The organism is Azospirillum endophyticum, from assembly GCF_016595245.1.
GTDB lineage: Bacteria > Pseudomonadota > Alphaproteobacteria > Azospirillales > Azospirillaceae > Azospirillum > Azospirillum endophyticum.
In genome coordinates this window covers 63,166-88,560 of record NZ_JAENHM010000073.1, presented here as the reverse complement: position 1 = coordinate 88,560, position 25,395 = coordinate 63,166, and the positions used below count along the sequence as shown (strand labels likewise).

24 protein-coding genes are annotated in these 25,395 nt (G+C 67.6%); 14 read left to right on the top strand and 10 right to left on the bottom strand.

What is annotated here, in order from left to right; genetic code table 11:
* Nucleotides 1–49 precede the first annotated feature (49 nt).
* On the bottom strand, nucleotides 50–1,081 hold the full coding sequence (gene htpX, locus JHL17_RS27340; RefSeq protein ID WP_200197822.1) for a zinc metalloprotease HtpX: 1,032 nt from the start codon (nucleotides 1,079–1,081) through the stop codon (nucleotides 50–52).
* A gap of 117 nt (nucleotides 1,082–1,198) precedes the next feature.
* Here htpX and JHL17_RS27335 point away from each other — a divergent pair, with 117 nt between their 5' ends.
* Nucleotides 1,199–1,387: a DUF1674 domain-containing protein gene (locus JHL17_RS27335; RefSeq protein WP_200197821.1), complete on the top strand. Its 189-nt coding sequence runs from the start codon at nucleotides 1,199–1,201 to the stop codon at nucleotides 1,385–1,387.
* 9 nt (nucleotides 1,388–1,396) lie between these two features.
* Here the strand turns inward: JHL17_RS27335 and JHL17_RS27330 are convergent, their stop codons facing one another.
* The 5 genes from JHL17_RS27330 to JHL17_RS27310 form a co-directional block, all read right to left on the bottom strand.
* Nucleotides 1,397–2,461 (bottom strand): sn-glycerol-3-phosphate import ATP-binding protein UgpC, encoded by a 1,065-nt coding sequence (locus tag JHL17_RS27330; protein WP_200197820.1) that lies wholly within the window; start codon nucleotides 2,459–2,461, stop codon nucleotides 1,397–1,399.
* 42 nt (nucleotides 2,462–2,503) lie between these two features.
* Nucleotides 2,504–3,352 carry a sn-glycerol-3-phosphate ABC transporter permease UgpE gene (ugpE, locus tag JHL17_RS27325; RefSeq protein WP_200197819.1) on the bottom strand — a complete coding sequence of 283 codons (849 nt, stop codon included), beginning with the start codon at nucleotides 3,350–3,352 and terminating at the stop codon, nucleotides 2,504–2,506.
* Nucleotides 3,349–4,233 carry a sn-glycerol-3-phosphate ABC transporter permease UgpA gene (ugpA, locus tag JHL17_RS27320; protein ID WP_200197818.1) on the bottom strand — a complete coding sequence of 295 codons (885 nt, stop codon included), beginning with the start codon at nucleotides 4,231–4,233 and terminating at the stop codon, nucleotides 3,349–3,351. The genes ugpE and ugpA overlap by 4 nt, the downstream gene beginning before the upstream one ends.
* A 205-nt stretch (nucleotides 4,234–4,438) precedes the next feature.
* Nucleotides 4,439–5,794, bottom strand: a complete 1,356-nt coding sequence (ugpB, locus tag JHL17_RS27315; protein ID WP_200197817.1) for a sn-glycerol-3-phosphate ABC transporter substrate-binding protein UgpB — start codon at nucleotides 5,792–5,794, stop codon at nucleotides 4,439–4,441.
* A gap of 298 nt (nucleotides 5,795–6,092) precedes the next feature.
* On the bottom strand, nucleotides 6,093–7,700 hold the full coding sequence (locus tag JHL17_RS27310; protein WP_200197816.1) for an ATP-binding protein: 1,608 nt from the start codon (nucleotides 7,698–7,700) through the stop codon (nucleotides 6,093–6,095).
* Nucleotides 7,701–7,969: 269 nt separating this feature from the next.
* Here JHL17_RS27310 and JHL17_RS27305 point away from each other — a divergent pair, with 269 nt between their 5' ends.
* The gene (locus JHL17_RS27305; protein ID WP_200197815.1) at nucleotides 7,970–8,740 is read left to right on the top strand and encodes a M48 family metallopeptidase; all 771 of its coding nucleotides are present in this window, start codon (nucleotides 7,970–7,972) and stop codon (nucleotides 8,738–8,740) included.
* Between the two features lie 20 nt (nucleotides 8,741–8,760).
* On the opposite strand, the gene JHL17_RS27300 is transcribed toward JHL17_RS27305, so the two are convergent.
* Nucleotides 8,761–12,012, bottom strand: coding sequence for a bifunctional diguanylate cyclase/phosphodiesterase (locus JHL17_RS27300; RefSeq protein WP_200197814.1), 3,252 nt, complete (start codon nucleotides 12,010–12,012; stop codon nucleotides 8,761–8,763).
* A 317-nt stretch (nucleotides 12,013–12,329) separates the two neighbouring features.
* Between JHL17_RS27300 and purB the strand changes: the two genes are divergently transcribed.
* The 3 genes from purB (at nucleotide 12,330) to grxD (ending at nucleotide 14,429) form a co-directional block, all read left to right on the top strand.
* A complete protein-coding gene (purB, locus tag JHL17_RS27295) occupies nucleotides 12,330–13,625 on the top strand; it encodes an adenylosuccinate lyase (RefSeq protein WP_200197813.1) in 1,296 nt (431 codons plus the stop codon).
* A 162-nt stretch (nucleotides 13,626–13,787) separates the two neighbouring features.
* A complete protein-coding gene (locus tag JHL17_RS27290; RefSeq protein ID WP_200197812.1) occupies nucleotides 13,788–14,027 on the top strand; it encodes a BolA family protein in 240 nt (79 codons plus the stop codon).
* Nucleotides 14,028–14,090: 63 nt separating this feature from the next.
* Nucleotides 14,091–14,429: a Grx4 family monothiol glutaredoxin gene (gene grxD, locus JHL17_RS27285; protein ID WP_200197811.1), complete on the top strand. Its 339-nt coding sequence runs from the start codon at nucleotides 14,091–14,093 to the stop codon at nucleotides 14,427–14,429.
* A 66-nt stretch (nucleotides 14,430–14,495) separates the two neighbouring features.
* On the opposite strand, the gene JHL17_RS27280 is transcribed toward grxD, so the two are convergent.
* Nucleotides 14,496–14,828, bottom strand: a complete 333-nt coding sequence (locus tag JHL17_RS27280; RefSeq protein WP_200197810.1) for an NHLP leader peptide family RiPP precursor — start codon at nucleotides 14,826–14,828, stop codon at nucleotides 14,496–14,498.
* A 169-nt stretch (nucleotides 14,829–14,997) separates the two neighbouring features.
* Here JHL17_RS27280 and JHL17_RS27275 point away from each other — a divergent pair, with 169 nt between their 5' ends.
* Nucleotides 14,998–15,960, top strand: a complete 963-nt coding sequence (locus JHL17_RS27275) for a GNAT family N-acetyltransferase (protein ID WP_200197809.1) — start codon at nucleotides 14,998–15,000, stop codon at nucleotides 15,958–15,960.
* Between the two features lie 89 nt (nucleotides 15,961–16,049).
* Complete coding sequence (rarD, locus tag JHL17_RS27270; RefSeq protein WP_200197808.1) at nucleotides 16,050–16,976, top strand: EamA family transporter RarD; 927 nt, start codon at nucleotides 16,050–16,052, stop codon at nucleotides 16,974–16,976.
* Nucleotide 16,977: 1 nt separating this feature from the next.
* Here the strand turns inward: rarD and JHL17_RS27265 are convergent, their stop codons facing one another.
* On the bottom strand, nucleotides 16,978–17,655 hold the full coding sequence (locus JHL17_RS27265) for a TetR/AcrR family transcriptional regulator (RefSeq protein ID WP_200197807.1): 678 nt from the start codon (nucleotides 17,653–17,655) through the stop codon (nucleotides 16,978–16,980).
* Between the two features lie 151 nt (nucleotides 17,656–17,806).
* On the opposite strand from JHL17_RS27265, the gene JHL17_RS27260 reads away from it, so the two are divergent.
* Nucleotides 17,807–18,946: an alkene reductase gene (locus JHL17_RS27260; RefSeq protein WP_200197806.1), complete on the top strand. Its 1,140-nt coding sequence runs from the start codon at nucleotides 17,807–17,809 to the stop codon at nucleotides 18,944–18,946.
* Nucleotides 18,947–19,107: 161 nt separating this feature from the next.
* Here JHL17_RS27260 and JHL17_RS27255 read toward each other — a convergent pair whose 3' ends face one another.
* Nucleotides 19,108–19,632: a hypothetical protein gene (locus JHL17_RS27255; protein ID WP_200197805.1), complete on the bottom strand. Its 525-nt coding sequence runs from the start codon at nucleotides 19,630–19,632 to the stop codon at nucleotides 19,108–19,110.
* 322 nt (nucleotides 19,633–19,954) lie between these two features.
* On the opposite strand from JHL17_RS27255, the gene JHL17_RS27250 reads away from it, so the two are divergent.
* From JHL17_RS27250 to nifW, 6 genes are all read left to right on the top strand, one after another.
* Entirely contained in the window at nucleotides 19,955–20,350 is a 396-nt protein-coding gene (locus JHL17_RS27250) for a HesB/IscA family protein (protein ID WP_200197804.1), read from the top strand.
* 67 nt (nucleotides 20,351–20,417) lie between these two features.
* Nucleotides 20,418–21,341, top strand: a complete 924-nt coding sequence (nifU, locus tag JHL17_RS27245) for a Fe-S cluster assembly protein NifU (RefSeq protein ID WP_200197803.1) — start codon at nucleotides 20,418–20,420, stop codon at nucleotides 21,339–21,341.
* A gap of 15 nt (nucleotides 21,342–21,356) precedes the next feature.
* On the top strand, nucleotides 21,357–22,586 hold the full coding sequence (gene nifS / locus JHL17_RS27240) for a cysteine desulfurase NifS (RefSeq protein ID WP_200197802.1): 1,230 nt from the start codon (nucleotides 21,357–21,359) through the stop codon (nucleotides 22,584–22,586).
* Nucleotides 22,587–22,846: 260 nt separating this feature from the next.
* The gene (gene nifV / locus JHL17_RS27235; protein ID WP_200197801.1) at nucleotides 22,847–23,986 is read left to right on the top strand and encodes a homocitrate synthase; all 1,140 of its coding nucleotides are present in this window, start codon (nucleotides 22,847–22,849) and stop codon (nucleotides 23,984–23,986) included.
* Nucleotides 23,987–24,032: 46 nt separating this feature from the next.
* Entirely contained in the window at nucleotides 24,033–24,920 is an 888-nt protein-coding gene (gene cysE, locus JHL17_RS27230; protein WP_247893855.1) for a serine O-acetyltransferase, read from the top strand.
* Nucleotides 24,921–24,933: 13 nt separating this feature from the next.
* Entirely contained in the window at nucleotides 24,934–25,263 is a 330-nt protein-coding gene (gene nifW, locus JHL17_RS27225; protein ID WP_200197800.1) for a nitrogenase-stabilizing/protective protein NifW, read from the top strand.
* The last annotated feature ends 132 nt before the right edge of the window (nucleotides 25,264–25,395 follow it).

Sequence of the window (25,395 nt, the reverse complement as noted above, 5' to 3'; positions counted from 1 at the left end):
CGCCTACCCCTTCGGCACGCAATGCTTTACCGGAGGACCGTTACGGAGATCATCCCCAGGGGCCGCGGCGGTTCTGCGGCATGAAGCCGCCGCCCTGGCTCCCAGCCGGGCTCCCAGCCGGGCTCCCCTGCGGCGGTGCGCCCCAGGGCGAGCGGCCGTCGCGGGGCGGGGTGCGGCCGCCATCAAAACCGCCCCCGAACCCGCCGCCGAAGCTGCCGGTTCGGGCCGCCATCGCGCGCAGCCGCGCGACCCGCTCGCCCATGTCGGGGTGGGTGGAGAACAGGCTGGCCATGCTGGCGCCGCTGAGCGGGTTGGCGATGAACAGGTGGGCGGTCGCCGGGTGCGCCTCCGCCTGATAATTGGGGATGTGGTTGGCGCTGTTGTGGATGTTGGTCAGCGCGTCGGCCAGCCAGTTGGGACGGCCACAAATCTCGGCGCCGATGCGGTCGGCCTCGAACTCGCGGGTGCGGCTGATCGCCATCTGCACCAGCGTCGCGGCGATGGGGGCCAGGATGGCGGCCAGGATCGCGCCCACCATGCCGAGCGGGTTGCCGCCGCGCTCGTCGTTGCTGGAACTGCCGAAGAACAGGCCGAAATTGCCGAGCATCGATACCGCGCCGGCGATGGTCGCGGTGATCGTCATGATCAGCGTGTCGCGGTTCTTCACATGGGCCAGCTCATGCGCCATCACACCGGCGATCTCCTCCGGCGTCAGGCGCTGCAGCAGGCCGGTGGTGGCGGCGACCGCCGCATGCTCCGGATCGCGGCCGGTGGCGAAAGCGTTGGGCTGGTCGTTCTGGATGATGTAGACGCGCGGCATCGGCAGGCCGGCACGCTCCGCCAGTCGGGCGACGATGCCGTGGAATTCGGGTGCGGAATAGGCATCGACCTCGCGGGCGCCGTACATCGACAGAACCATGTCGCCCGAATTCCAATAGCTGAACAGATTCATGCCCAACGCCACGACGAAGGCGATGACGAGGCCGGTCTTGCCGCCCAGCAGGAAGCCGACCGCCATGAAGATCGCCGTCAGGCCGGCAAGGAGGATGGTGGTCTTCAGATAGCTGGTCATGATCGCCATATCGGTTCAGGATGGGCCGAAGCGGGGGTAACCCGCCCCGATCCCGGACATGACCGAGATATGGGTCCGGTCCGCGCCCGCGTTCAAGATGCCCCCCGAGATGCCCGTAGTTTCGCGATGGACATGATGACCGAACCGACCAAGCCGCAACAGGACGCCGCCGAGACGGTGACCGCCAAAACAGCCCCCGATGGGACGGAAGCCAAGGGTCCCGAACAGAAGCCGGGCGAGATCGGCGGCCCGAAGGGGCCGGAGCCGACCCGCTATGGTGACTGGGAGTTCAAAGGGCGCTGTTCGGATTTCTGATCTGATCCTTCACTCTATCCGGCGTCCCGTCACCGCGTCGAACAGGTGCAGGGCGCCGTCCTGCGGGGCGACGGTCAGCCGGTCGCGCTCGCGCACGGTGGGGATGCCGGCCATGCGGACCAGCAGGGTCTCGCCATCCGGCAGACGGCCATAGACCACCGTATCGGCGCCCAGCGCCTCGACCAGTTCGATCTCGATCGAGAAGCCCGCTGCGGCGACGGCCATATGTTCCGGCCGGATGCCCAGCTTCACCGGACGGCCGGCGTCGGTCGGACGCGGCCGCGGCAAGGGAAGGCGCTGGCCGCCCGGCACCAGCACAGCCTCGCCGCGGTCGTCGATGCGGCCGTCCAGCACATTCATCGGCGGCGAGCCGATGAAGCCGGCGACGAACAGGCTGGCCGGCCGCTGGTAGACCTCCAGCGGCGTGCCGATCTGCTCGGCGACGCCATGGTTCATCACCAGGATGCGGTCGGCCAGCGTCATCGCCTCCACCTGATCGTGGGTGACGTAGAGGCTGGTGATGCCGAGCCGGTCCTGCAGCCGCTTGATCTCGACCCGCATCTGGGTGCGCAGCTTGGCGTCCAGGTTCGACAGCGGCTCGTCGAACAGGAAGGCGGCCGGTTCGCGCACGATGGCCCGGCCCATGGCGACGCGCTGGCGCTGGCCGCCCGACAGCTGGCTCGGCCGGCGGTCGAGGAAGCGGCCGAGTTCGAGGATCTCCGCCGCCTTGTCGACGCGGGCGCGGATCTCCGCCTTGGGGATCCCGCGGATCTTCAGGCCGTAGGCCATGTTGTCGAAGACCGTCATGTGCGGGTAGAGCGCATAGTTCTGGAACACCATCGCGATGTCGCGATCCTTGGGGTCCAGATGATTGACCACGCGCCCGCCGATGGCGATCTCGCCGCCGGTGATGCCCTCAAGCCCGGCGACCATGCGCAGCAGGGTGGACTTGCCGCAGCCCGACGGCCCCAGCAGGACCAGGAACTCGCCGTCCTGGATCGCGATGTCGATGCCCTTGATCGCTTCGACCGGCCCATAGGATTTGCGGACGTTCCGGATTTCGACGGTTGCCATTGTTCTTCTTTCCCTTCGCCCGCGCTTACTTTTCGCTGTCCATTATTTTTCGCTATCGACCAGACCCTTGACGAACCAGCGCTGCATCAGCACCACCACCGCCACCGGCGGCAGCATCGCCAGCACCGTGGTCGCCATGATGATGTGCCAGTCGTTGGCCGATTCGCCGGTGCCGATCATCTTGGTGATGCCGGTCACGATGGTTTCCATATCGCCGCTGCTGGTGACCAGGAGCGGCCAGAGATACTGGTTCCAGCCATAGATGAAGAGGATGACGAACAGGGCGGCGATGTTGGTGCGCGACAGCGGCAGCACCACGTCGATGAGGAAGCGCACCGGCCCGGCGCCGTCGATCTTCGCCGCCTCCAGCAGCTCGTCCGGGATGGTCAGGAAGAACTGGCGGAACAGCAGCGTCGCGGTCGCCGAGGCGATCAGCGGAATGGCCAGCCCGGCATAGGTGTTGATCAGGCCCAGATCGGCGACGACCTTGTAGGTCGGGATGATCCGTACCTCCACCGGCAGCATCAGCGTGATGAAGATCAGCCAGAAGAAGGCCATGCGCAGCGGGAAGCGGAAGAAGGCCACCGCATAGGCCGACAGGATGGAGATGGCGATCTTGCCCAGCGCGATGGACAGCGCCATCACCAGGCTGTTCAGCATCATGGTGCGGACGGGCGTGTACATGGCGCGGTCGCCGGCCTCGCCCGCCCAGGCCTGGGCGTAGTTGGCCGCTCCCTGCCCACCTGGCCACAGCGGCAGCCCGCCGCGGCCGATGGTGCCGGAATCCCAGGTGGAGCCGATCAAAGTCACGTAGATCGGATAGGCGAAGATCAGGACGCCGGCGATCAGGACGATGTGCGGCACGAGGTCGATGACACGGGTCGTCTTCATGCGTAGTGGACCTTGCGCTCGACGAAGCGGAACTGCACCGCGGTCAGCGCGATGACGATCACCATCAGGATCACCGACTGGGCCGACGACCCGCCGAGGTCGTTGTTGACCACGCCGTCCTGGTAGACGCGGAAGATCAGCGTTTCCGTCGCCTTGCCCGGCCCGCCCTGGGTCAGGGCGTGGATGGTGCCGAAGGTCTCGAAGAAGGCGTAGACCATGTCGACCACCAGCAGGAAGAAGGTGGTCGGCGACAGCAGCGGGAAGGTGATGGTCCAGAACCGCCGCACCGGACCGGCACCGTCGATGCTGGCCGCTTCGATCACCGAGCGCGGGATCGCCTGCAATCCGGCCAGGAAGAAGATGAAGTTGTAGGACACCTGCTTCCAGCTGGCGGCCATGATGACCATCACCAGCGCCTGCCCGCCGTTCAGCCGGTAGTCCCAATCATAGCCGAGCGCCCGCAAGGCCCGGCCGAAGGACCCGATGTCGGGGTTGAAGATGAACATCCACAGCACCGCGGCGACGGCTGGCGCCAAGGCGTAGGGCCAGATCAACAGCGTCTTGTAGGCGCGGGCCCCCTTGATCTTCGAATCGGCCAGCACCGCCAGCAGCAGCGCCACCCCCATCGCCAGCACGGTCACCGCGACGCTGAAGACGATCGTGACCTTCAGCGTGTCGAGATAGTTCGGGTCGCCCAGCACATGGGTGAAATTCTCGAACCACACGAACTCGCTGCGGATGCCGAAGGCGTCCTGGAGATGAACCGACTGCCAGATCGCCTGGGCCGCCGGCCAGATGAAGAACACCAACGTCACCGCCACCTGCGGCGCCAGCAGCAGGTAGGGCAACAGCCGGTTGTCGAAGGTGACGCGACGCTGCAAAGGATGGTCTTTCGTCGGTTGTGCGTGACGCTTGGGAGCCCCTGCTTCCCCCTCTCCCCCCGGGGAGAGGGTCGGGGTGAGGGGGAAGCATAGGGTAGATTGGGGGGTATGCGAGGCGCGCTTCAACAGATCGAAGCCACGCCGCGCATCCCCCTCACCCTAACCCTCTCCCCGGGGGGGAGAGGGGATGGCGTGGTTCGGCCAATCAACCCTTGTTGGCACGCTCGAAGTTGCGAAGCACGGTATTGCCGCGCTTGATCGAGGCGTCGAGCGCTTGTTTGGCGTCCTGCTGGCCCTGGAAGGCCTTCTCGAGCTCTTCCTGGATGATGTTGCGGATTTCCGGCAGGTTGCCCAGGCGCAGGCCCATGCTGTTCTCGGTGGTCGGCGTCCGGGTCAGCTGCGCCGCCGGCACGTCGGCGCCGGGGTTCTTCTCGTAATAGCCCTGGGCCTTGGCGATCTCGATGCCCTTCAGCGTCACCGGGACATAGCCGGTGTCCATGTGCCACTTGGCGTCGACCTCGGGCTTGGCCAGATAGGTGAAGAACTGCGACACCGCCTTGTATTCGGCGGGCGTGCGCTTGGGCGAGGTCATCACCCAGAAGGCGGCGCCGCCGATGATGCCGTTCTTCGGGTCGTTGTTGGCGAATTCCGGCCAGTAGGGCAGCGGCGCGGCGCCCCAGGCGAAGGTCGCCTCCTTCAGGATGCGGCTGCGCAGGGAGGACGACCCCTGGATCATCGCGCACTCGCCCGACGGGAACAGGGCGTCCGGCTTGTTGTCGCGGCCGCCATACTTGAACAGCCCGTCCTTCTGCATGTCGATCAGCGTCTGGACATGCTTGACGTAGAGCGGGGCGTCGATCTTCAGCTCGGCGTTCAGGCCGCCATAGCCGTTGGCCTGGCTGGCGAAGGGAGTGTTGTGGATGGCGCCCAGCTGCTCGAGCTGCACCCAGGTCGGCCAGGAGGTGGTGAAGGGGCAGCTCGATCCCGACGCCTTCAGCTTCTTCGCCGCGTCGACCAGTTCCGGCCAGGTCGCCGGCGGCTTGGCCGGGTCGAGGCCGGCCTTCTGGAAGGCGTCCTTGTTGTAGAACATGATGGCGGTGGAGCTGTTGAACGGCAGCGCCATCATTTTCCCGTCCTTGGACGAGTAATAGCCCTTCACCGCCGGGATGTAGGCGTTGGCGTCGAAGGACGCCCCGGTCTCCTGCATCAGCTGGTAGACCGGCTTCACCGCCGGGCCGGCGGCCATCATGGTGGCGGTGCCGACCTCGAACATCTGCACGATGTGCGGCGCGTTGCCGGCGCGGAAGGCGGCGATGGCCGCCTGCATCGTCTCCGGATAGCTGCCCTTGTAGGAGGCGTTGACCTGGACCGCCTGCTGGCTGTCGTTGAAGTCCTTGACGATCTGCTCCAGCTGGCCGCCGAGCGGCTGCGGCAGGCCGTGCCAGAAATCGACCACCGTCTTCTGTTGTGCCAGCGCGGCGCCCGGCAGGGCGGCGGCGAACAGCAGGGCGGAGGTGGCGGCGGCGCCCGTCAGGAGGGCAAGCTTGCGGCGGGTCAACATGCGGTGGGTCTCCCTGTCCCGGTATGGTGCGCGGTTGTCATGAGGGCAACGGGTTGCCGTCCCGCGACGTTTTCGTGAAGTTTTGGTGGCAGACGCATCGAGCGCCATTTGCAGGCGTTGTATGCGTTCGCGAAAAAGACCGGCGACACGATGATCGCTTCCGAAACTGTTTGGTTGCTCTAATCGTCACACTGCGCACGCATACCAAACTCTGTCAAGACGCCGCATTACAGTTTTATGACGTGAAAAGCGACTCGGCCCAAATGTTGCGGAGCGAAAGCAAGCCGGCGCGGAACGGCTAACGCTGCCAAACCGCGTCCGGCGATTTCAGGCTGGCGGGAGCGGGGCTTCTCCCGGCTTTCAAGCGGCTGAGCAGACGTCGCAAGGCGGCAGGATCACAGGGTTTGTGGACCAGGGAAAAACCACTGCGGTCGACGCTGCGCAGCCGGTCGGGATCGGTGTCGCCGGTGACGATCACCCCCGGCACCCGCCGGCCGCAACGGGCACGCACTGCCTGGATGGCGTCGATGCCGGTTTCCGGCCCCGACAGGCGCAGGTCGGACAGCACCAGATCGGGGGCCGCGGCACCGCCGTCCAGCCCGGCACAGGCCTCGACGATGCCGCGCGCGGGGATGACGGCATAGCCCCAGCCCCGCAGCAGCAGCCCGATCCCTTCCAACTGCATGGCGTCATCCTCGATCACCAGCACCGTGCCTGCCACCACGGGATCGCCGCCTCCGGCGGAAGCGGACTGACCGGCCGCCGGTTCAGGCTCGCTGTCGGCCGACTCATCCCCCGAGCGGTCGCCGTCGTTGCCGGCCAGCGGCACCTCCACCGCAAAAACGGAGCCCTTGCCGGGTTTGGAGCGCACCGTCACCGGATGCCCCAGCACCTGCGCCAGCCGCCGCACGATGGCGAGGCCGAGGCCCAGCCCCTGCTTGCGGTCGCGTCCGGGATTGCCGAGTTGGTGGAAGTCCTCGAAGATCGCGGCATGGTTGGACGGATCGATCCCGACGCCGCTATCCCACACCTCGACCCTCAGATTGCCGCCGCGCCGCCGCGCCGCCAGCAGGATGCCGCCCTTCAGCGTGTAGCGCAGGGCGTTGGCCAGGATCGGCCGCAGCAGCCTTTCCATCAGCGCGGGATCGCTCGTCACCTCGGCGTCGAGCGGGTGGACGTTGAAGCGCAGCCCCTTGGTCTCCGCCTCGGACCCGAACTCCTCCAGCATCTTGGCGAGCAGGTCGTTGATCGGGAAGATCTGGGGCTTGGCGATGACCAGCCCGGCCTCCAACGCCGACACGTCAAGCAGGGCACGCAGCAGGGTCTCGCCGCCGATGATCGACTGCTCCAGCTTGTTCGCCAGTTCGATGGACGCGGGATCGGTCAGCCGGCCGCTCAGCAGATGGTGGAACAGGTGCATCGCCTGGAAGGGCTGGCGCAGGTCGTGGCTGGCCGCCGACAGGAACTTCCCCTTGGCGGTGCGGGCCCGCTCGGCGTCGGCCCTGGCCTGCGCCGTCTCCGCCCGGGCCTCGGCAAGGGCGGCGGCCCGCGCATCGGCGACCAGAGCCACCGCATGGACCCTGCCGTCCGCATCCGGAACCGGCGTCAGCGCCAGCGCACACCCCAAGCCTGGAAGCGGACCAGCGGCGCTGCCCGGTATGCCGGTCGCCATCACCTGGCGCCAAAGCCCGTCGATCCCGTCCGCAACATCGGCCGGCAGCCCGGCCTCCGCCAGGGTCCGCCCTTCCACCGCGTCCGGCGCAAGGCCGAAACGTTCGGCAAAGGCACGATTCGCCACCAGCAGGCGCCCGCCGTCATCGAGCAGCGCTCGAGGAGTGCCGTCGACCGACAGCAGGGCATCCAGCCAATCCTCACGCGTCAGGGTCGGTCCTTGGATGAGGGGCATCGGCCTATACTCGGTTAGACTACGGGGAAGACGAAACCATAGGGAAACCGGCGACGGACCTTGCGGCGAAACGGGAGGTTCCGACCACCGCGTTACCACTGCTTTATCTTGTGCTCCGATCGATCGTGTCAAATGTGACCTCAGTCAACCCCATGGCCTAGGTTCGTTCGAAGGCCCTAATGCTTAAAGCCGAAGCTGCACCGTTCCGCCGTTGCGACGACCGGCCGAGGATGCTTCCGCATCCGGCGGTGCCCGCGCTATAAGACGCCATGGTGCAACGCCGCCCCTCCCCCCTTCCCGCCCTGCCGCGTCGCCGCAGGCGATCCGCCGCCCCGCCGCCCCAGCCTCCGCGGGCGCTGGAGATATCCGGCCTGCCGATGCCGCTGGAACTGCGCGAGAGCGCGCGTGCGACCCGCATGACCCTGCGGGTCGATCCCGGCCGCGGGCTGGTCCAGGTGGTGGTGCCGGTCGGCGTGTCGGAAACCGACGCCCGCCAGTTCGTCGGCCGGCATGACGGCTGGCTGCGGGCGCGGCTGGCGGCGATGCCGCCTTCCCTGCCCTTCGCCGACGGCGCCAGCGTGCCCTATCTCGGCGTCGAGCATGTCATCCGTCATGACCCGGCCCTGCGCGGCCCGACCCGGATCGAGGACGGCGTGCTGCTGGTCGGCGGCCAGCCGGAGCATGTCTCCCGCCGCATCCGCGATTTCCTGACCGCCGAGGCCAAGCGCGAGTTGGCGGTCCGCGCCCGCCTCAAGGCCGGGAGCATCGGCGCCCGCGTCGCCGCCGTCACCATCCGCGATACCAAGAGCCGCTGGGGCAGCTGTTCCTCCACCGGCCGGCTGTCCTTCTCCTGGCGCCTGATCCTGACGCCGGAAGCGGTGCTGGACTATGTCGTCGGCCATGAGGTGGCGCATCTGCGCGAGATGAACCATTCCGCGCGCTTCTGGGCGCTGTGCGCCAGCCTGACCGCCGGCCGGAATGTCGATTGGCCGCGAGCCTGGCTGAAGGCGAATGGGACGCGGCTGCTGCGATACGGATGAGGCGCGGGCGAGCCCTCGCCCTATTCCACCGTCTCCGCCAGCCGTGGCTCGGGCGCACGGGCCTCGCGCCGGACAAAAGCCAGGAAGTCGTCGTAAGGCATCGGACGACCCAGCAGATACCCCTGGCCCTGGTCGCAGCCCAGCTTGGCGAGGCACTGGTACTGCTCCTCCGTCTCCACCCCCTCGGCCAGCGTCTGCATGCGCAAGGACCGGGCCATGCCGGTGATCGCCTCGATGATGGCGCCACTGTCCGGATTGCCGGCGCACAGGCCGCTGACGAAGCTGCGGTCGATCTTCAGCTTGTCGACGCGGAAGCGCTTCAGATAGGCCAGGGAGGAATAGCCGGTGCCGAAATCGTCGATGGCGAGCGACACGCCCATCCCGCGCAGCCGGGAGAAGGTTTCCGACACCAGGTCGGACTCGTCCATCAGGACGCTTTCCGTCACCTCCAGTTCCAGCGCCGACGGCGGGATGCCGAAGGCCGACAGGCAGCCCGCCACCCGCTCCGCCAGTCCGGGGCGGCGCAGTTGGACTGCCGACAGGTTGACGGCGATCAGCAGGGTCCGGTGGCGCAGCAGTTCCGCGGCGCGGCGGCAGGCCTCGCCCAGCACCCAGTCGCCCAGCGGCAGGATCAGGCCGGTATCCTCGGCCACCGGGATGAACTGTCCGGGCATGATCAGCGTGCCGTCGGGCTGGCGCCAGCGCACCAGCGCCTCCGCCCCGATCAGCAGGCGGCCGTCCAGCGAGAACTGCGGCTGGAAATGCAGTTCCAGCTCGTCGTTGGCCAGCGCTCGGCGCAGGTTGTTCTCGGTCCACATCCGGTCCGACGCGCGACGGTTCAGTTCCGGCGTGAAGAACTGGTAGGTGGCGCCGCCGGCCTTCTTGGCGGCGTACATCGCCATGTCCGCGCTCTTCAGCAGGCTGTCGATGCCGGTGCCGTCGTCGGGATAGATCGCGATGCCGATGGAAGGCGTGACCTGCAACGCGTGGCCGTCGATCACGTAGGGCTCCGACAGGGCGTGCAGCACCTTGCGCGCGACGATGCCGGCGGCATCGGGGCTGTCCATGTCGCTGATGAGGATGATGAACTCGTCGCCACCCTGCCGGCTGACCGTGTCGCTGGCCCGCACGGTGGTGGTCAGCCGCTTCGCCACCTCGCGCAGAAGGCCGTCGCCGACCTGATGGCCCAGGCTGTCGTTGATGGTCTTGAAACGGTCGAGATCGGCGAACAACAGCCCCAACTTGCTGCCGTGGCGCCCGGCGGACAGCATGGCGCGTTCCAGCCGGTCGCGCAGCAGGAAGCGGTTGGGCAGGTCGGTCAGGAAGTCGAACTGCGCCAGATGACGGATGCGTTCCTCCTGCGCGCGGGTTTCGGTGACGTCGGTGAAGGCGGCGATGTAGTTGGCGGCGGCGCCGTCCTCGTTCCTGACCAGCGTGACGCTCAGCCATTCCGGAAACACTTCGCCGCTCTTGCGGGTGCTCCAGATCTCGCCGGCCCAATGGCCGTCGGCGCGCAGCTGCGCCCACAGTTCCTCGTAGAAGCCCGGCGGATTGCAGTCGGAGCGCAGGAATTCCGGGCCGCGGCCCAGCACCTCCTCCCGCTCATAGCCGGTGATGCGGACGAAGGCATTGTTGGCGGCGACGATCTGCCGGTGTTCGTTGGCGACGAACATGCCTTCCGCCGCGTTTTCGAACACCTTGGCGGACAGCCGCAGCTGCCATTCCGCCCGCTTGCGCTCGCCGATGTCGCGGGCGATGGCGGAGTAATAGACGTCGCCCTCGTAGCTGATCCGGCTGGCGGTGACCTCGAGCTCCAGCATGCGGCCGTCGGCGGTGCGATAGATGGTCTCGTAATGGCCGGCGGCATCCTCGCCCTCGGCGGCGAAGCGCTTCAGCAGGTCGGCCTGCCCCGTCTCCTCCGGCGTCACGCCCAGCATCTTGCGGCCGAAGGGGTTGATGTAGGCGATGCGCAGGCCGGCGTCGGCCAGCACGACGATCTCGGAGACATGGTCGACGAAGAAATTGGCGAGATAGAGCTGGCGCGCCCGTTCACGCAGCATGCGGTCGCTGTGCCGGGCCCGGAGCTGGTAGCTGCCGACGATGCGCCGGATCCAGCCGGTGACCAGCCACGACATGCCGACCGATGCGGCCAGCGCCACGCCCAGCACCGCGACGGTGGTCCAGACCCGCCGGTCGACACCGCGGCTGATCTCCGCGCGGCGGGCCTCCATCTCCTTGCCGACATCGTCGACGTAGAAGCCGGCCACCAGGATCCAGCCCCAGACGCCGGGCGCCGAGACATAGGCCATCTTCGGCGTCGGCCGCGCGGTGACCGGATGGATCCAGTCGTAGCGCAGATCCCCGCCGCCCTGGCGCCCGAGGTCCAGCAGGCGGGTGACGAGGTCGCGTTCGGTGCTCCACGGCAGGTCGTGGGCCTTCATTCCCTCCGACGCCGGGGCGGTGGGCGACAACAGCACTTGCCCGTCCTGGCGCAGCACGCCGATATGACCGGTCTCGCCGAAGCGGAAAGCCCGCAGCCGCTCCAGCGACTCGTGCTGCAGCCGTGCCTCCACCGCGTCCAGCGAGTCGCTGGCGCCGATCACCCAGTCGTAGGGCTCGAACCGGCGGACGAAGGCCAGCTTGTCGACCGTTCGCGTCGGGCCGTCCGGCATGCGCCAGCGGTAGCGGGCGAAACCGCCCAGGCCGGGGTCCTGGACCGCCCGCATCAGTTCGCGCACCACCGCGGCTCCCTGCGGATCGGACTCCGCCAAGGGTGATCGTCCCTCCCAAGACGGGTCGATCGGCATCAGCACCGCCCCACCGTTCAGGTCGTTGATGAAGTAGTAGCCGCGCCCGCCGGAGAAGCGCAGCGGCCGCAGCGTCTCCTTGATCGACTCCTTCACCGACCTCTCCGGCAGGATGTCCTTTTCGCGGCCATGGACGCTGCGGGCGATGGCATGGGCCTCGCCGACCTGGGCGCGCAGCTGCTCCTTCAGAACCGGTTCAACGCGCGAGCGCATGTAGGCGAGATAGGACTGCGCGTTCTCCACCTCCTGCACCAGGGCCTGCCGCTGCTCCTCGACGTAGCGCGCCTCGCTCTGCCGCAGGTCGTGCTCCAGGTCGGTCCAATGCTGCCAGACGAAGTAGAAGCCGAGCCCGAGGACGAGCGCCGAAACCAGCGCCATCGACGCCAGGAACTGCAGGCGGTACAGCCGGGCCTCGTCGGACTGGCGCGACGGCGCACGGGCCAGCTCGGCGACAGGGTCGGGCAAGAAGGGCTCCCTTCGGATGGGCTTCGCGCAAACCGGGAAGCCCGGCCCTCGATGCGCTGTACGAGTGTTGCTTAGTAACCTCAGGGATTCAACTGCAAGCCAATCGGAACGATGCAGACGCGGCTCCGCGACCACGCCCGTCGCCCGACCAAGGCCGGGCGGCGGGAGAAGCAGGTTCGACGGGCGGGGAGCCCGTTCATCGCAAGGCTTTAAAACGCCTCCCGGCACCGCTATGGTCGCGCGCGCGTGCTATGAAATCTGCCGCGAGATCTGCCGCCCCACCTCAATCCAGCGCCCGTATCCTCCGGAGAGTGCCGATGATCCCCCGCTATACCCGCCAAGAGATGGCCCGCATCTGGGAGCCGGAAAACCGCTTCCGCATCTGGTTCGAGATCGAGGCGCACGCCTGCGACGCGCAGGCCGAGCTGGGCGTGATCCCGAAGGAGGCTGCCAAGGCCGTGTGGGAGCGTGGCAAGTGGGAGATCGACCGCATCGACGAGATCGAGCGCGAGACCCGTCACGACGTCATCGCCTTCCTGACCAACCTCGCCGAATATGTCGGACCGGAGGCCCGCTTCGTCCATCAGGGCATGACCTCGTCGGACGTGCTGGACACTTGCCTGGCCGTCCAGCTGACCCAGGCCGCCGACCTGCTGCTGGCCGACATGGACGCCCTGCTGGCGGCGCTGAAGCGCCGGGCCTACGAGCACAAGGACACGGTCACCATCGGCCGCAGCCACGGCATCCATGCCGAGCCGACGACCTTCGGCCTGAAGCTGGCCGGGCATTACGCCGCCTTCGCCCGCGGGCGCGAGCGTCTGGTCGAGGCGCGCAAGGACATCGCCACCTGCGCCATCTCCGGCGCCGTCGGCACCTTCGCCAACATCGACCCGCGCGTGGAGGAGCATGTCGCCGCCAAGCTGGGGCTGTCGGTGGAGCCGGTGTCGACCCAGGTCATCCCGCGCGACCGCCACGCCTTCTTCTTCTCCGTGCTGGGGGTGATCGCGTCGAGCGTCGAGAATCTGGCGACGGAAATCCGCCATCTGCAGCGCACCGAGGTGCGTGAGGCGGAGGAGTATTTCCACCCCGGCCAGAAGGGCTCGTCGGCGATGCCGCACAAGCGCAACCCGGTCCTGTCGGAGAACCTGACCGGTTTGGCCCGCATCGTGCGGTCGGCCGTCGTCCCGGCGCTGGAGAACGTCGCGCTGTGGCACGAGCGCGACATCTCGCACAGCTCTGTCGAGCGCATGATCGGCCCCGACGCCACCGTCACGCTCGACTTCGCCCTGGTGCGACTGACCGGCATGATGGACAAGCTGGTGGTCTATCCGGAGCGCATGCAGAAGAACCTGGACGATCTGGGCGGGCTGGTCTTCTCGCAGCGGGTGCTGCTGGCGCTGACCCAGGCCGGGATGAGCCGCGAGGACAGCTACAAGGCGGTGCAGCGCAACGCCATGCAGGTGTGGGAGAAGGGCGGCAACTACCTGGACCTGCTGTCGAACGACGCCGACATCGCCAGGCATATCGGCCGCGACAAGCTGGAGCCGATGTTCGACATGACCTACCACACCAAGCATGTCGACACGGTGTTCAAGCGCGTGTTCGGCGAGTGAGCGGACGCCCGTGTTGACCGTGGGGGAACCGGGCCGTTACGGCGTCTTCCGCAGGGCGGCAATTACTTGCCGGTGGATGACAAACGGCCCGGCCGCACCTACTCTATCTCGAGAAGCATGTGCCCGGGCGGGGCAATCCTGAACAGAGCGAGGACCGTACCCATGGCGATGGAAGCCGCCACGATCGAAAAGCTCATCAAGGAAGGCATCCCGGACGCGATCGTGGAGATCGCGGACCTGCGCGGCGATGGCGACCACTATGCCGCGCTCGTCACCTCCGCCGCCTTCAAGGGCAAGAGCCGGGTGCAGCAGCACCAGATGGTCTATGCCGCCCTGCAGGGCAGGATGGGCGGCGAACTGCACGCCTTGGCGCTGACCACCGCCCTGCCGGAAGGCGCCTGAACACACGTCGCAATGGACAAGGCTCCGGCGCCGCCGGACCGCATCGGAAGGGTTATCCAAGTCATGGTCGATCAGAACGTCGTCGAGCGCATCGAGCAGGACATCAAGAACAACGATGTCGTGCTCTACATGAAGGGGACCCCGGTGTTCCCGCAATGCGGCTTCTCCGCCGCCGTCGTCCAGGTGCTGAGCCACACCGGCGTCAAGTTCAAGGGCGTCAACATCCTGGAGGATCCGGGCCTGCGCCAGGGTCTGAAGGAATACTCGAACTGGCCGACCTTCCCGCAGCTCTACGTCAAGGGCGAGCTGGTCGGTGGCTGCGACATCGTCCGCGAGATGTACGAATCGGGCGAGTTGCAGACCCTGATGGCCGACAAGGGTGTCGCCAGCGCCGCTGCCTGACGGCGCCACGGCTCTTGGCTGGAATGGAAAAGCCCCGCTTCGGCGGGGCTTTTCGCATTCGCGCCGTTACGCCTTCGGCTTCTGCGGTATGTTGTTCGGGCCGTGCTGGATGAAGGCGGAAAATTTGATCCCGCCCGAGGCGAGGTCCAGCAGATCGTCCGGCAGCTCGCTCTGATCGGTGGCGGGCAGGACCAGGGTCATTTCGCCGGGCTGTTCCTCCACCACCTTGATCGCCAAGCCGGGTATCGGATCGGTGCCCAACAGGGTCTTCAGCGCTGCATGCGGGTCCCTGACCAGCAAAGCACGAAATGCAGCGTCGGACTGCGCCCGATCCACCAGGGCGGCCTCGGCTTGACGGCGGAGTTGCAGCAGCGGATCGGCACCAGCTTGCGAAGTCATAAGCCACCTTTCCAAAATTACTTAGAAGCTGAAACCGTATCGATGCAGCGGTTCGGCAAGCATAGACGCGGCAATAGGATCGCTATATACGGGCAATAGACGGCCCGACAAGCTGAAATAATATTGCGCTAACAGGCACGGTGTTTTCGGCGGCGCAGGAATGAAACCGATGCACCCCCAGCGAGAAATCATCCGTCCGGTCTCCCTGGACGAGGCCGACGCCTTGGCTCCGCTGACCTGGGCCTCCTACCGCTCGCTCCTGTCGCTCGCCGACCCGGATGCGAGGCGGCTGTGCCGGCCCTGCGCCGTCGCCGCCTGGGATGGAGACCGCCCGGCCGGCCTCACCCTGTCCGCGGTTTCGCCGGGCCGGCCTCTGGAGGCGGGAGAGCAGACGCTGCTGTCATTGAGCGTCGCCCGGCCCTGGCGCAGGCACGGATTGGCGCTGCGACTGCTGGCGGCGCTGGAACAGGCCCTGCCGGCGCTGGGCGTCCGGCACCTGGCTGTCAGCTATTCCAGCCGCCTGCCGGCTGCCGACGCTTTCACCGCGACCTTGCGCGCCGCCGGCTGGCCTCCTCCCGAACCATCGCGGCTACGCATCTGCGGTGCCGTTCGCGACACCGTGGCGGTTTTCCGAGACCGCGACTCGCTGATGACGCGCATGAAGGCGGAAGGCTTGCGGCTATGGTCCTGGCGGGAACGCGGAGCGGAGGCCGAAGCGCTCGCCACCGGCCGCAACGAAGCGCCGGCCTGGGCCCAGCCCTCGCATTGGCGCGCCATGCTCGACCCCGACCTGTCGCTGGTCATCGGCGCAGCCGGCGGCCAGGCCGGCGACGGGGCTGACGCAGGGGACGAAATCGTCGGCTGGGCGCTGTGCGTGCATCAGCCGGACCTGTCGCGCTGGTTCTTTCCCGTCGGCTGGGTCCGCCCACCCTTCGATCGCCGCGCTTGGCTGATGGGCGCCTATGCCGAGGGAGCGGAACGGTTGGCCGCGCGCCATGGCGGCGATGCGGTCGCCGTCATCGAGACGGGTAGCGGCCAACCCGGCATGTGGCGGCTGTTCGAGCGACGTTTCGAGCCGCATGTCCATTGGACCGACCGGATGATGAGCAGCGAACGTCTGCTGGCGCCATAGTTCCGCCACCCAGCGATGCCGGCCGCGCAGCCCGGCCATGCCCGGCCCCCCGCTGCCGAGTTGCACAAACAATGTGCTAAACCGACGGTATGGTTCAGACCTCGCCGCCCGCCAAGGCCCCGACCTCCACAACCGCGGCGTTTGCCGCGGCGCTGGCCTCATACCTGATCTGGGGGCTGGTCAACCCGGTCTTCTTCAAATCGCTGGGCGGTGTCGGGGCGGTGGAGATCGTCGCGCACCGCGTGGTGTGGACGGTGGTGCTGGTCGGCGCCATCGTGCTGGCGACCCGCGGACCGGCGGCCGTCGTCGCCGCGGTGGGAAACTGGCGCAGGCTGGGCGTGCTGGTGATCACCACCCTGCTGGTCACCATCAACTGGACCGTGTTCATCTGGGCGGTGGTGAACAGCCGGCTGGTCGAGGCCAGCCTGGGATACTTCATCAATCCGCTGGTCAATGTCCTGCTGGGCGTTCTGTTCCTCAACGAACGGCTCAGCCGCGGCCGCATGCTGGCGGTCGCCATCGCCGGGGCCGGGGTCGGCAGCCTCGTCGTCAGCTACGGCGCCGTGCCCTGGGTGGCCCTGTCGCTGGCGCTGTCCTTCGGCTTCTACGCCCTGGTGCGCAAGAAGGCGGCGATCGATCCGGTGATCGGGCTTCTGGTGGAAACCGCCCTGCTGCTGCCGGCGGCATTGGGCTATCTGCTGTGGCTGGGCGGCGACGGCGCCTTCGGGCATGGCTGGGGGGAAAGCACCCTTCTGGTGCTGGCCGGGCCGATGACCGCGGTGCCGCTGGTGCTGTTCATGATCGGTGCTGCGCGGCTGACGCTGACCACCATGGGATTGCTGCAATATGTCGGGCCGATCGGCCAGCTCCTGCTGGGCGTGCTGGTCTATGGCGAGGCCTTCACCCGCAGCCACACCATCACCTTCGCCTGTATCTGGGTGGCGCTCGCCGTCTTCACCGCCGATGCGGTCCACAGCCACCGCTCCACCACCCGCGCCGCTGCCGCCGCGGAGTAACTCAGGGTAGCGGTTGGCGCGGCGTCAGGCCGTGGGCGATGGTATGGGCCAGCGTGCCGACCATGGCGCAGATGCCGGCATCGTCGCGGCCGAACACGACCTGGTCGAGGAAGCCCAGCCCGAAGCTGAGCGTCGCGATCCCGGCTGCCACATTGACGATGTCGGCATCGGCGGCGATGGCGCCGCGGTCGCGATGGCCCTCCAGACGCTTCAGCAGGCAGGGGATGCGGCTTTGCGACAGGGTGCGGGCCATCTCGTCCGCCACCGCCTGATCGACCAGCGCGCGGGCCAGCACCACGCGGGTGAAGTCGCGGCATTTCCAGCTGTGCTTCAGCTGCGCGTGCAGGAAACGGGCAAGGTCGGTCTCCAGATCCTCGTCCGGCGGCGGCATGTCGCAGCCGCCCGATTCCTCGCGCCAATAATGCTCCACCACCGCCAGCAGCAATCCGCTCTTGCCGGAGAAATAGCGCTGGATCAGCTGTTCGTTGACCCCGGCCCGCCCGGCGATCTCGCGCGTGGTCGCCGCATCGAAGCCGCGCTCGGCGAACACCGCCTTGGCGGCGTCGAGCAGGGCGCTCTCGGTCGCGGCGCGGTCGCGCTTGCGCGCTCCCCCGTCACAGCTGCCGTCGCCGACGCCATTGCCGGGGCAACAGCCATCGGCATCCTTGCGTGAGTCCAAAACCCGCTCCTCCCCGTCGATCCCGCCGGCCCGATAATAAGTATGCAGATACATACTTGACAAGCGGCAGCCTGAGGTTCAAGTATGTACTCACATACATACAAGCCGGCCACCCAGAAAGCCGATTGCCCAACAGGGGGTTATTTCCGCCATGCCGCAGATCAGCGATACGAGCCGCAACGATACGCAGGCCGCCCCGGACCTGTTCACTCCCTTGCGCCTCGGCGCGATCGAGCTGCCGAACCGCGTCGTCATGGCGCCGATGACCCGCAGCCGCGCCGGCGAAGGCAACTGCCCGACCGCGCTGACCGCCGAATATTATGCCCAGCGCGCCTCGGCTGGCCTGATCATCACCGAGGCGACGCAGGTCTGCGACACCGCCCAGGGCTATCCCAGCACGCCGGGCATCCACACCGATGCCCAGACGCTGGCTTGGCGCGTGGTGGCGGACGCGGTTCACGATGCCGGCGGGCGGATCGTCACCCAGCTCTGGCATGTCGGCCGCATCTCCCATCAACGCTTCCAGCCGAACGGCGCCGTCCCGGTCGCCCCCTCGGCCATCGCGGCGAAGGGCCAGCTCTACACCGGTGCGGGCATGGAGCCCTTCCCGGTGCCGCGCGCCCTTGAGACCGCCGAAATCCCCGGTCTGGTCCGCCACTTCGCCGACGCGGCCAAGCGCGCCGTGTACGATGCCGGCCTGGACGGCGTCGAGATCCACGCGGCCAACGGCTACCTGATCGACCAGTTCCTGCGCGACCGCACCAACACCCGCACCGACCAGTATGGCGGGACGGTGGAGAACCGCTGCCGCTTCCTGCTGGAGATCCTGGAAGCCACGGCCCATGCCGTCGGCGCCGGCCGCATCGGCGTCCGCCTGTCGCCGACCGGCGTGTTCAACGACATGGGCGACAGCGACCCGCTGCCGCATTTCCTGGCGGTCACCAAGGCCCTGAACCCCTTCAACCTCGCCTATCTGCATGTGATCGAAGGGCAGCCCGGCCACCATATGGCTCCGCCGGACGGCGCGCCGCATGTGGCATCCGCCCTGCGCGCCGCGTTCAAGGGACCGTTCATCCTGAATGGCGGCTACAGCCGCGGCGACGCCGCTGCGGCGCTCGCCAAGGGCGAGGCCGACGCGGTCAGCTTCGGCGAGCCCTTCATCGCCAACCCGGACCTGCCGCTGCGCTTCCGTGCCGATGCGCCGCTGGCCGAGCCGGACCGCACCACCTACTACGGCGGCGACGCCAAGGGCTACACCGACTACCCGGCCCTGGAGTCCGTCGCCGCCTGACCGGTTTGCGGCCCCGCTGCCCCGGCGGAGCCGCAGTCCCTCTCGACGTGAGAGCGCGTCGTGAGTGCGTCGTGAGACGCAAATCCCCGCTGCCCCCGGCCCGGTTCCCCCCTGGGCCGGGGGACTTTTTTTATGGGGCTGCTTTTGTATGAGCTGGGCCGTTACGCCGCCCCGCCCTCTCCATCCAACCCGCCGTCCAGGCCACGGGCCAGCGCGGCGATGGTGCCGTAGCCGACCTGATCCACGGGGTCGATCTCCGCCATCTTGGCAAGGATCGCCAGCGCCTTGTCCCGGTTGTGGCGGCGCAGTTCGATGAAGGCCAACGCCTTCATGGTGAACAGGAAGAAACGCGCCGGCCCGGCCGCCGTCCAATCGGCGGAGCCGGTGGTCAGCTGCGACCAGTCGGCGGAAAAGCCGCCCTGGAGCGCCGCGGCATCCAGCCCGATGCGGGCCACCCGCTCCGCCTCCGCCAGCTTCTTGCGGTTGAAGTAGAATTTATAGAGCGCGTAGAAGACCGGCAGCACGCGCGGCCCGGCGCGATGGGCCTCCCACAGCAGCGCCTCGCAGGCGTCCGGGACGTCGCGGGCCTTCACCGCCTCCTGCAGCATGTCGTCGATCTGTTCGGGCACGTCGCCGAACGCCATGCGGCCGTTCGACATTCTGAGTTCGATCGGCTCGTCGCTCATCTCATTCCTCACCTTTCCGCTGCTTCGATTTTCTGTTGAGAAAATCAACCATCCGATGCACCGACGACGCCTCATGGTACGCGCGCGGGCCCGCGGAAAGACCACAATAATTTTGCGCGGCGAAGTGTCGCACCTGTCGCAAAGCCGACACGCGCCAAAGCCGACAAAAACATTTGTGCACGAAGCTTTGTCGGACTATCGCCAAGCCATCCCAATACGACATTCTTTTGAATTCAATAACTTACGATATTGGCACACCTCTTGCTGTACTCCTCGTCAGATTGGCCGGCACCCCCGGCAGCGCGGCTTGAGGAGGCGGGACATGGTGACACTGACGGATGCGGCGGTTTCCACCCTGGAACAGGTCCTGGTGAAGTCGGGCGGTGCAGCCGCCGGCTTGCGCATCGCCGTGACCGACGGCGGCTGCGCCGGCCTGAAATACCAGATGGGCCTGGAGGCGGCGGCCGGCGACGACGACACGGTGCTCAGCTTCGGTCCCGTCACCATCTTCGTCGACGCCAACAGCCAGCCCTTCCTGTCCGGCGTGGTCGTCGATTTCGTCGAGGGCATCGAAGGCTCCGGCTTCAAGTTCGACAACCCGAACGCGACCAGCAGCTGCGGCTGCGGCAAGTCCTTCTCGGCGAGTGGGGAAGGCGGCGGCTCCTGCTCCACGTCCTCGTCCAGTTGCGGGTCTTCGGCTCCCTACTCGACCCACTGACTGGGTCCACTGATCCCCCCGGACAGCTCTTCCCCTAGGCGCGCCCCCACGGAAAGGCAGCAGCGACATGTGGAACTACACCGACAAGGTCAAGGAACACTTCTTCAACCCGAAGAACTCCGGTGTCCTGGAAACCGCCAACGCGGTGGGCGAGGTCGGCTCCATCACCTGCGGCGACGCGCTGCGTCTGATGCTGAAGGTCGATCCCGACACCCAGATCATCCAGGACGCCAAGTTCCAGACCTTCGGCTGCGGCTCGGCCATCGCCTCCTCCTCGGCGCTGACCGAGATGATCATCGGCAAGACGGTGGACGAGGCGCTGGTCCTGACCAACCGCGACATCGCCGAGTATCTCGGCGGCCTGCCGCCGGAGAAGATGCACTGCTCGGTCATGGGCGCCGAGGCGCTGCGCGCCGCCATCGCCAACTACAAGGGCGAGGAGTGGGTCGACGACCACGAGGAAGGCGAACTGATCTGCAAGTGCTTCGGCGTCGACGCCGCGATGATCGAGCGCGCGGTGACCGTCAATGGCCTGACCTCGCTGGAGGAAGTCACCCACTACACCAAGGCCGGCGGCTCCTGCCAGACCTGCCACGAGAAGATCGAGGAGGTGCTGGAAGCGGTGATGGCCAAGACCGGCGCGCTGAAACCCGCCGCGAAGCACACCCCCGGCACCGTCGGCCTCGACGCCATCAAGCCGCTGCCGGCCAAGCCGGAACCGGCCGCCGCGCCCAAGCTGACCAACGTGCAGCGGATGCAGGCGATCATGGGCGCGATCGAGGAGATGCGCCCGCAGATCCAGCGCGACGGCGGCGATGTGGAACTGGTCGACATCGACGGCAAGGACATCTACGTCCGGCTGACCGGTGCCTGCTCCGGCTGTTCGCAGTCGGCCGGCACGATGATGGGCGTGCAGATGAAGCTGGTCGAGGCGCTCGGCGAATTCGTCCGCGTCAAGCCGGCGTCCCTCATGCCGGCCCATGCGGGCTAAGGGGAGGAACCGGCGATGACCATTCCGAACGTGACCGTTCCCAACCGGGGCGTCTATCTCGACAACAACGCCACCACCCGCGTCGACCCCGACGTGCTGGCGGAAATGCTGCCGCTCTTCACCGAGCATTTCGGCAACCCGTCCTCGATGCACGCCTTCGGCGCCGCGGTCGGCGGCAAGATCGAATGGGCACGCAAGCAGGTCCAGGCCCTGCTGGGCGCTGCGCATGACAGCGAGATCATCTTCACTTCGGGCGGGACGGAAAGCGACAACACCGCGATCCTGTCGATCATCGAGGCCTATCCGAAGAAGCGCGAGATCGTCACCAGCGTGGTCGAGCACCCCGCCGTGCTGGCGCTCTGCGACTATCTGGAGAAGAAGCGCGACTACAAGATCCACCGCATCCCGGTGGACAACAGGGGCGACCTCGACATCGACGCCTACCGGGCGGCGCTGTCGGATCAGGTCGCCATCGTCTCGATCATGTGGGCCAACAACGAGACCGGGACGATCTTCCCGATCGAGGAACTGGCGCAGATGGCCAAGGCGGTCGGCGCCGTCTTCCACACCGACGCCGTCCAGGCGGTCGGCAAGATCCCGATGAAGCTCGCCGACAGCGCCGTCGACATGCTGTCGCTGTCCGGCCACAAGCTGCACGCCCCCAAGGGCATCGGCGCGCTGTACGTCAAGCGCGGCCTGCGCTTCCGCCCGATGCTGCGCGGCGGCCACCAGGAACGCTCGCGCCGCGCCGGCACCGAGAACGCGCCGGCCATCGTCGGCCTGGGCGCCGCCGCCCACCTCGCCCTCACCCACATGGGCGAGGAGAACACGCGGGTGAAGGCGCAGCGCGACCGGCTGGAACAGGCGATCCTGGCCGCCGTGCCAGCCTGCTTCGTCACCGGCAACCCGGAGCACCGGCTGCCCAACACCTGCAACATCGCCTTCGAGTTCATCGAGGGCGAGGCCATCCTGCTGCTGCTGAACGAGCAGGGCATCGCCGCGTCCTCCGGATCGGCCTGCACCTCGGGATCGCTGGAGCCGAGCCACGTGATGCGCGCCATGGGCGTGCCCTACACCGCGGCGCACGGCGCCACCCGCTTCTCGCTGTCGCGCGACACCACCGATGCCGAGATCGACCACGTCATCGCCGTGGTGCCGGGCATCATCGCCAAGCTGCGCAGCCTGTCACCCTATTGGGAGCAGGGGGCGGCCAAGCCCAAGGAATTCGCACCCGTCTATTCGTAACACCGGAATCGCAGGCCGGGCCGGTGGTCCGTCCCGGCACCCCGCCCGACGACACCCCGTCGGGACGGGTTCCCGGCTCGGCCTGCGACACTTCTGATGGGGCAGCGATTGCCCCCACCCTTACCCTCCCCCGCTGAGCGGGGGAGGGAACAACTCCGCCGCTCCTTTGCAATGGCCTCCGCAAAGCTCCTGCCCCTCCCCCGCCCAGCGGGGGAGGGATGGGGTGGGGGCAATCGGCGACGACGATGCGAGGTGCCCCCATGCCCACCACCTTCGCCACCATCAACGACACCACGCTGCGCGACGGCGAACAGACCGCCGGCGTCGCCTTCACGCTGGACGAGAAGATCGCCATCGCCCGCGCGCTCGACGCCGCCGGCGTGCCGGAGCAGGAGGTCGGCATCCCCGCCATGGGCGAGGAGGAGCGCGAGGGCATCCGCGCCGTGGCCTCGCTGGGGCTGAAGGGCCGGCTGATGGTGTGGTGCCGCATGCACGACACCGACTTGAAGGCGGCGCTGTCCTGCGGCGTCGGCTTCGTCAACCTGTCGATGCCGGTGTCGGACATCCACATCACGAAAAAGCTGAAGCGCAGCCGCGCCTGGGCGCTGGCGGAGATCGAGCGCAAGGTGAAGCAGGCGCGCGACCATGGGCTGGAGGTCAGCGTCGGCGGCGAGGATTCCTCCCGCGCCGACATGGATTTCCTGATCGCCGCCGCCACCGTGGCCCAGGCCGCCGGCGCCCGCCGCTTCCGCTTCGCCGACACGCTGGGCGTGCTCGATCCCTTCCAGACGCGCGCCTGCATCGAACGGCTGCGCCGGGCCACCGACCTGGAGATCGAGATCCACGCCCATGACGATCTGGGCCTCGCCAACGCCAACTCCCTGGCCGCGGTGCTGGGCGGCGCCACCCATGTCAACACCACGGTCAACGGGCTGGGCGAGCGCGCCGGCAACGCCCCGCTGGAGGAGGTGGTGGTGTCGCTGAAGCACCTCTACCACATCGACACCGGCGTGGAGACGCGGTCGCTCGGCACCATCAGCGATCTGGTGGAACGGGCCTCCAACCGGCCGGTCGCCGTCAACAAGTCCATCGTCGGCGCCGCCGTGTTCACCCACGAGGCCGGCATCCATGTCGACGGGCTGCTGCGCGACCGCGCCACCTACCAGAATTTCGACCCGGCCGAAGTCGGGCGTGAACATCGCATCGTGCTGGGCAAGCATTCCGGCACCGCGGCGGTGAAGCTGGCCTACGAGAGGCTCGGCATCGCCTGCGACGACGCCACGGCACAGGCGGTGCTGCCGCAGGTGCGGGCGCTCGCCACCCGGGCCAAACGGCCGCCGACCGCCGAAGAGCTGCACACCTTTCTGGAGGCCGCGGTCCCGCTGCCGGTCGTCGCATGACCCCACCGTCTTCCATATCGATAAGCCGCATCGGGAGGGCCGAGGCATGGCGATCATCGACGCCGATCCGCACCGCGGGACGGCCACGGGGCCTGCGGGACCGGGCGGGATGACTGCCCCCGGAATCGTCGCCCTGCTGCGCGAGGACGTCGCCTGCGTGTTCGACCGCGATCCGGCGGCGCGCAATCTCGGCGATGTGCTGACCTGCTATCCCGGCATCCATGCGCTGGTGATCTACCGCGTCGCCAATGCGGCTTGGCGGCGGAGGTTGCGCTGGCCGGCGCGGTTCCTCTCCTATCTGGCAAGGGCGCTGACCAACATCGACATCCATCCCGGTGCCGCCATCGGCCGCCGCTTCTTCATCGACCATGGCGCCGGCGTGGTCATCGGCGAGACCGCCGAGATCGGCGACGACGTCACGCTCTATCATGGGGTGACGCTGGGCGGCACGTCCTGGAACAAGGGCAAGCGCCACCCGACGCTGATGGACGGCGTGCTGGTCGGGGCCGGGGCCAAGATCCTGGGTCCGATCACCGTCGGCGCCAACGCCCGGGTGGGCGCCAATTCCGTGGTGACCAAGCCGGTTCCGGCGGGCATGACCGTGGTCGGCATTCCCGGCCGGGTCGTCCGGCCGGAAGCCCAGCGCCAGTTGTCCGACCATGGCATCGACCTGGAACACCACCTGATGCCCGACCCGGTGGGCAGGGCCATCGCCTGCCTGATCGACCACATCAACCGCATCGAAGCCCGGCTGGAAGCGCACACCGCGGCCGAGACCGCAACGGGATCGTCACGAATCGGTGATATGGATATCCGTCTTTCGGGCATTCGGCTCGACGATATCCGTTTGGACGGTGTCGCCTGCAGGTCCTGCGGCGACATCTGCGACCAGGAGGGCTGCACCCCCTCCCCTTCCACCCAGCAGAACGCGTGAGGAACCTCCGACGATGAGCGATTTCACCGACGACCTCGATGATCTGGAAACCGCGGAAGACTTCCTGCGCTATTTCCACGTCACCTACGACCAGCGCGTGGTGAATGTGAACCGGCTGCACATCCTCCAGCGGTTCCACGACTACCTGTCGGCCGACGGCGACGTGGAGAGCCTGGACGACAACGGCATGTCCTCCCGCTACCGCGTCCATCTGGAGCGCGCCTATCTGGACTTCGTCGTCTCCAACGCCATCGCCGAGAAGACCTTCAAGGTCCACAAGGAAGAGGCGCGCAAGATGGCCGACCGTTTCGTGCCGCTGGACAGCTTGCTGGGCTCGCCCTGACCCGCCCCTGGTCCACTGTCCCGCCCCACCGGCGCGCATATGGCCAGCCAATACGGCATTGCGGCTTTCAAACGGGAAATTGCTCTGCCTACGCTTCAAGCGCTTGGCGCCGCGTCACCATGACACGGTTTG

Bases quoted from the DNA above. Each gene is read 5' to 3' on its own strand.
- JHL17_RS27310 (WP_200197816.1), bottom strand. From the start codon at position 7,700: ATGCCCCTCATCCAAGGACCGACCCTGACGCGTGAGGATTGGCTGGAT.
- JHL17_RS27280 (WP_200197810.1), bottom strand. From the start codon at position 14,828: ATGACTTCGCAAGCTGGTGCCGATCCGCTGCTGCAACTCCGCCGTCAA.
- JHL17_RS27335 (WP_200197821.1), top strand. From the start codon at position 1,199: ATGGACATGATGACCGAACCGACCAAGCCGCAACAGGACGCCGCCGAG.
- purB (WP_200197813.1), top strand. From the start codon at position 12,330: ATGATCCCCCGCTATACCCGCCAAGAGATGGCCCGCATCTGGGAGCCG.
- nifU (WP_200197803.1), top strand. From the start codon at position 20,418: ATGTGGAACTACACCGACAAGGTCAAGGAACACTTCTTCAACCCGAAG.
- JHL17_RS27305 (WP_200197815.1), top strand. From the start codon at position 7,970: ATGGTGCAACGCCGCCCCTCCCCCCTTCCCGCCCTGCCGCGTCGCCGC.
- rarD (WP_200197808.1), top strand. From the start codon at position 16,050: ATGGTTCAGACCTCGCCGCCCGCCAAGGCCCCGACCTCCACAACCGCG.
- JHL17_RS27260 (WP_200197806.1), top strand. From the start codon at position 17,807: ATGCCGCAGATCAGCGATACGAGCCGCAACGATACGCAGGCCGCCCCG.
- JHL17_RS27250 (WP_200197804.1), top strand. From the start codon at position 19,955: ATGGTGACACTGACGGATGCGGCGGTTTCCACCCTGGAACAGGTCCTG.
- htpX (WP_200197822.1), bottom strand. From the start codon at position 1,081: ATGGCGATCATGACCAGCTATCTGAAGACCACCATCCTCCTTGCCGGC.
- JHL17_RS27255 (WP_200197805.1), bottom strand. From the start codon at position 19,632: ATGAGCGACGAGCCGATCGAACTCAGAATGTCGAACGGCCGCATGGCG.
- JHL17_RS27290 (WP_200197812.1), top strand. From the start codon at position 13,788: ATGGCGATGGAAGCCGCCACGATCGAAAAGCTCATCAAGGAAGGCATC.
- ugpE (WP_200197819.1), bottom strand. From the start codon at position 3,352: ATGAAGACGACCCGTGTCATCGACCTCGTGCCGCACATCGTCCTGATC.
- JHL17_RS27275 (WP_200197809.1), top strand. From the start codon at position 14,998: ATGCACCCCCAGCGAGAAATCATCCGTCCGGTCTCCCTGGACGAGGCC.
- nifS (WP_200197802.1), top strand. From the start codon at position 21,357: ATGACCATTCCGAACGTGACCGTTCCCAACCGGGGCGTCTATCTCGAC.
- ugpB (WP_200197817.1), bottom strand. From the start codon at position 5,794: ATGTTGACCCGCCGCAAGCTTGCCCTCCTGACGGGCGCCGCCGCCACC.
- nifV (WP_200197801.1), top strand. From the start codon at position 22,847: ATGCCCACCACCTTCGCCACCATCAACGACACCACGCTGCGCGACGGC.
- grxD (WP_200197811.1), top strand. From the start codon at position 14,091: ATGGTCGATCAGAACGTCGTCGAGCGCATCGAGCAGGACATCAAGAAC.
- cysE (WP_247893855.1), top strand. From the start codon at position 24,033: ATGGCGATCATCGACGCCGATCCGCACCGCGGGACGGCCACGGGGCCT.
- nifW (WP_200197800.1), top strand. From the start codon at position 24,934: ATGAGCGATTTCACCGACGACCTCGATGATCTGGAAACCGCGGAAGAC.
- JHL17_RS27330 (WP_200197820.1), bottom strand. From the start codon at position 2,461: ATGGCAACCGTCGAAATCCGGAACGTCCGCAAATCCTATGGGCCGGTC.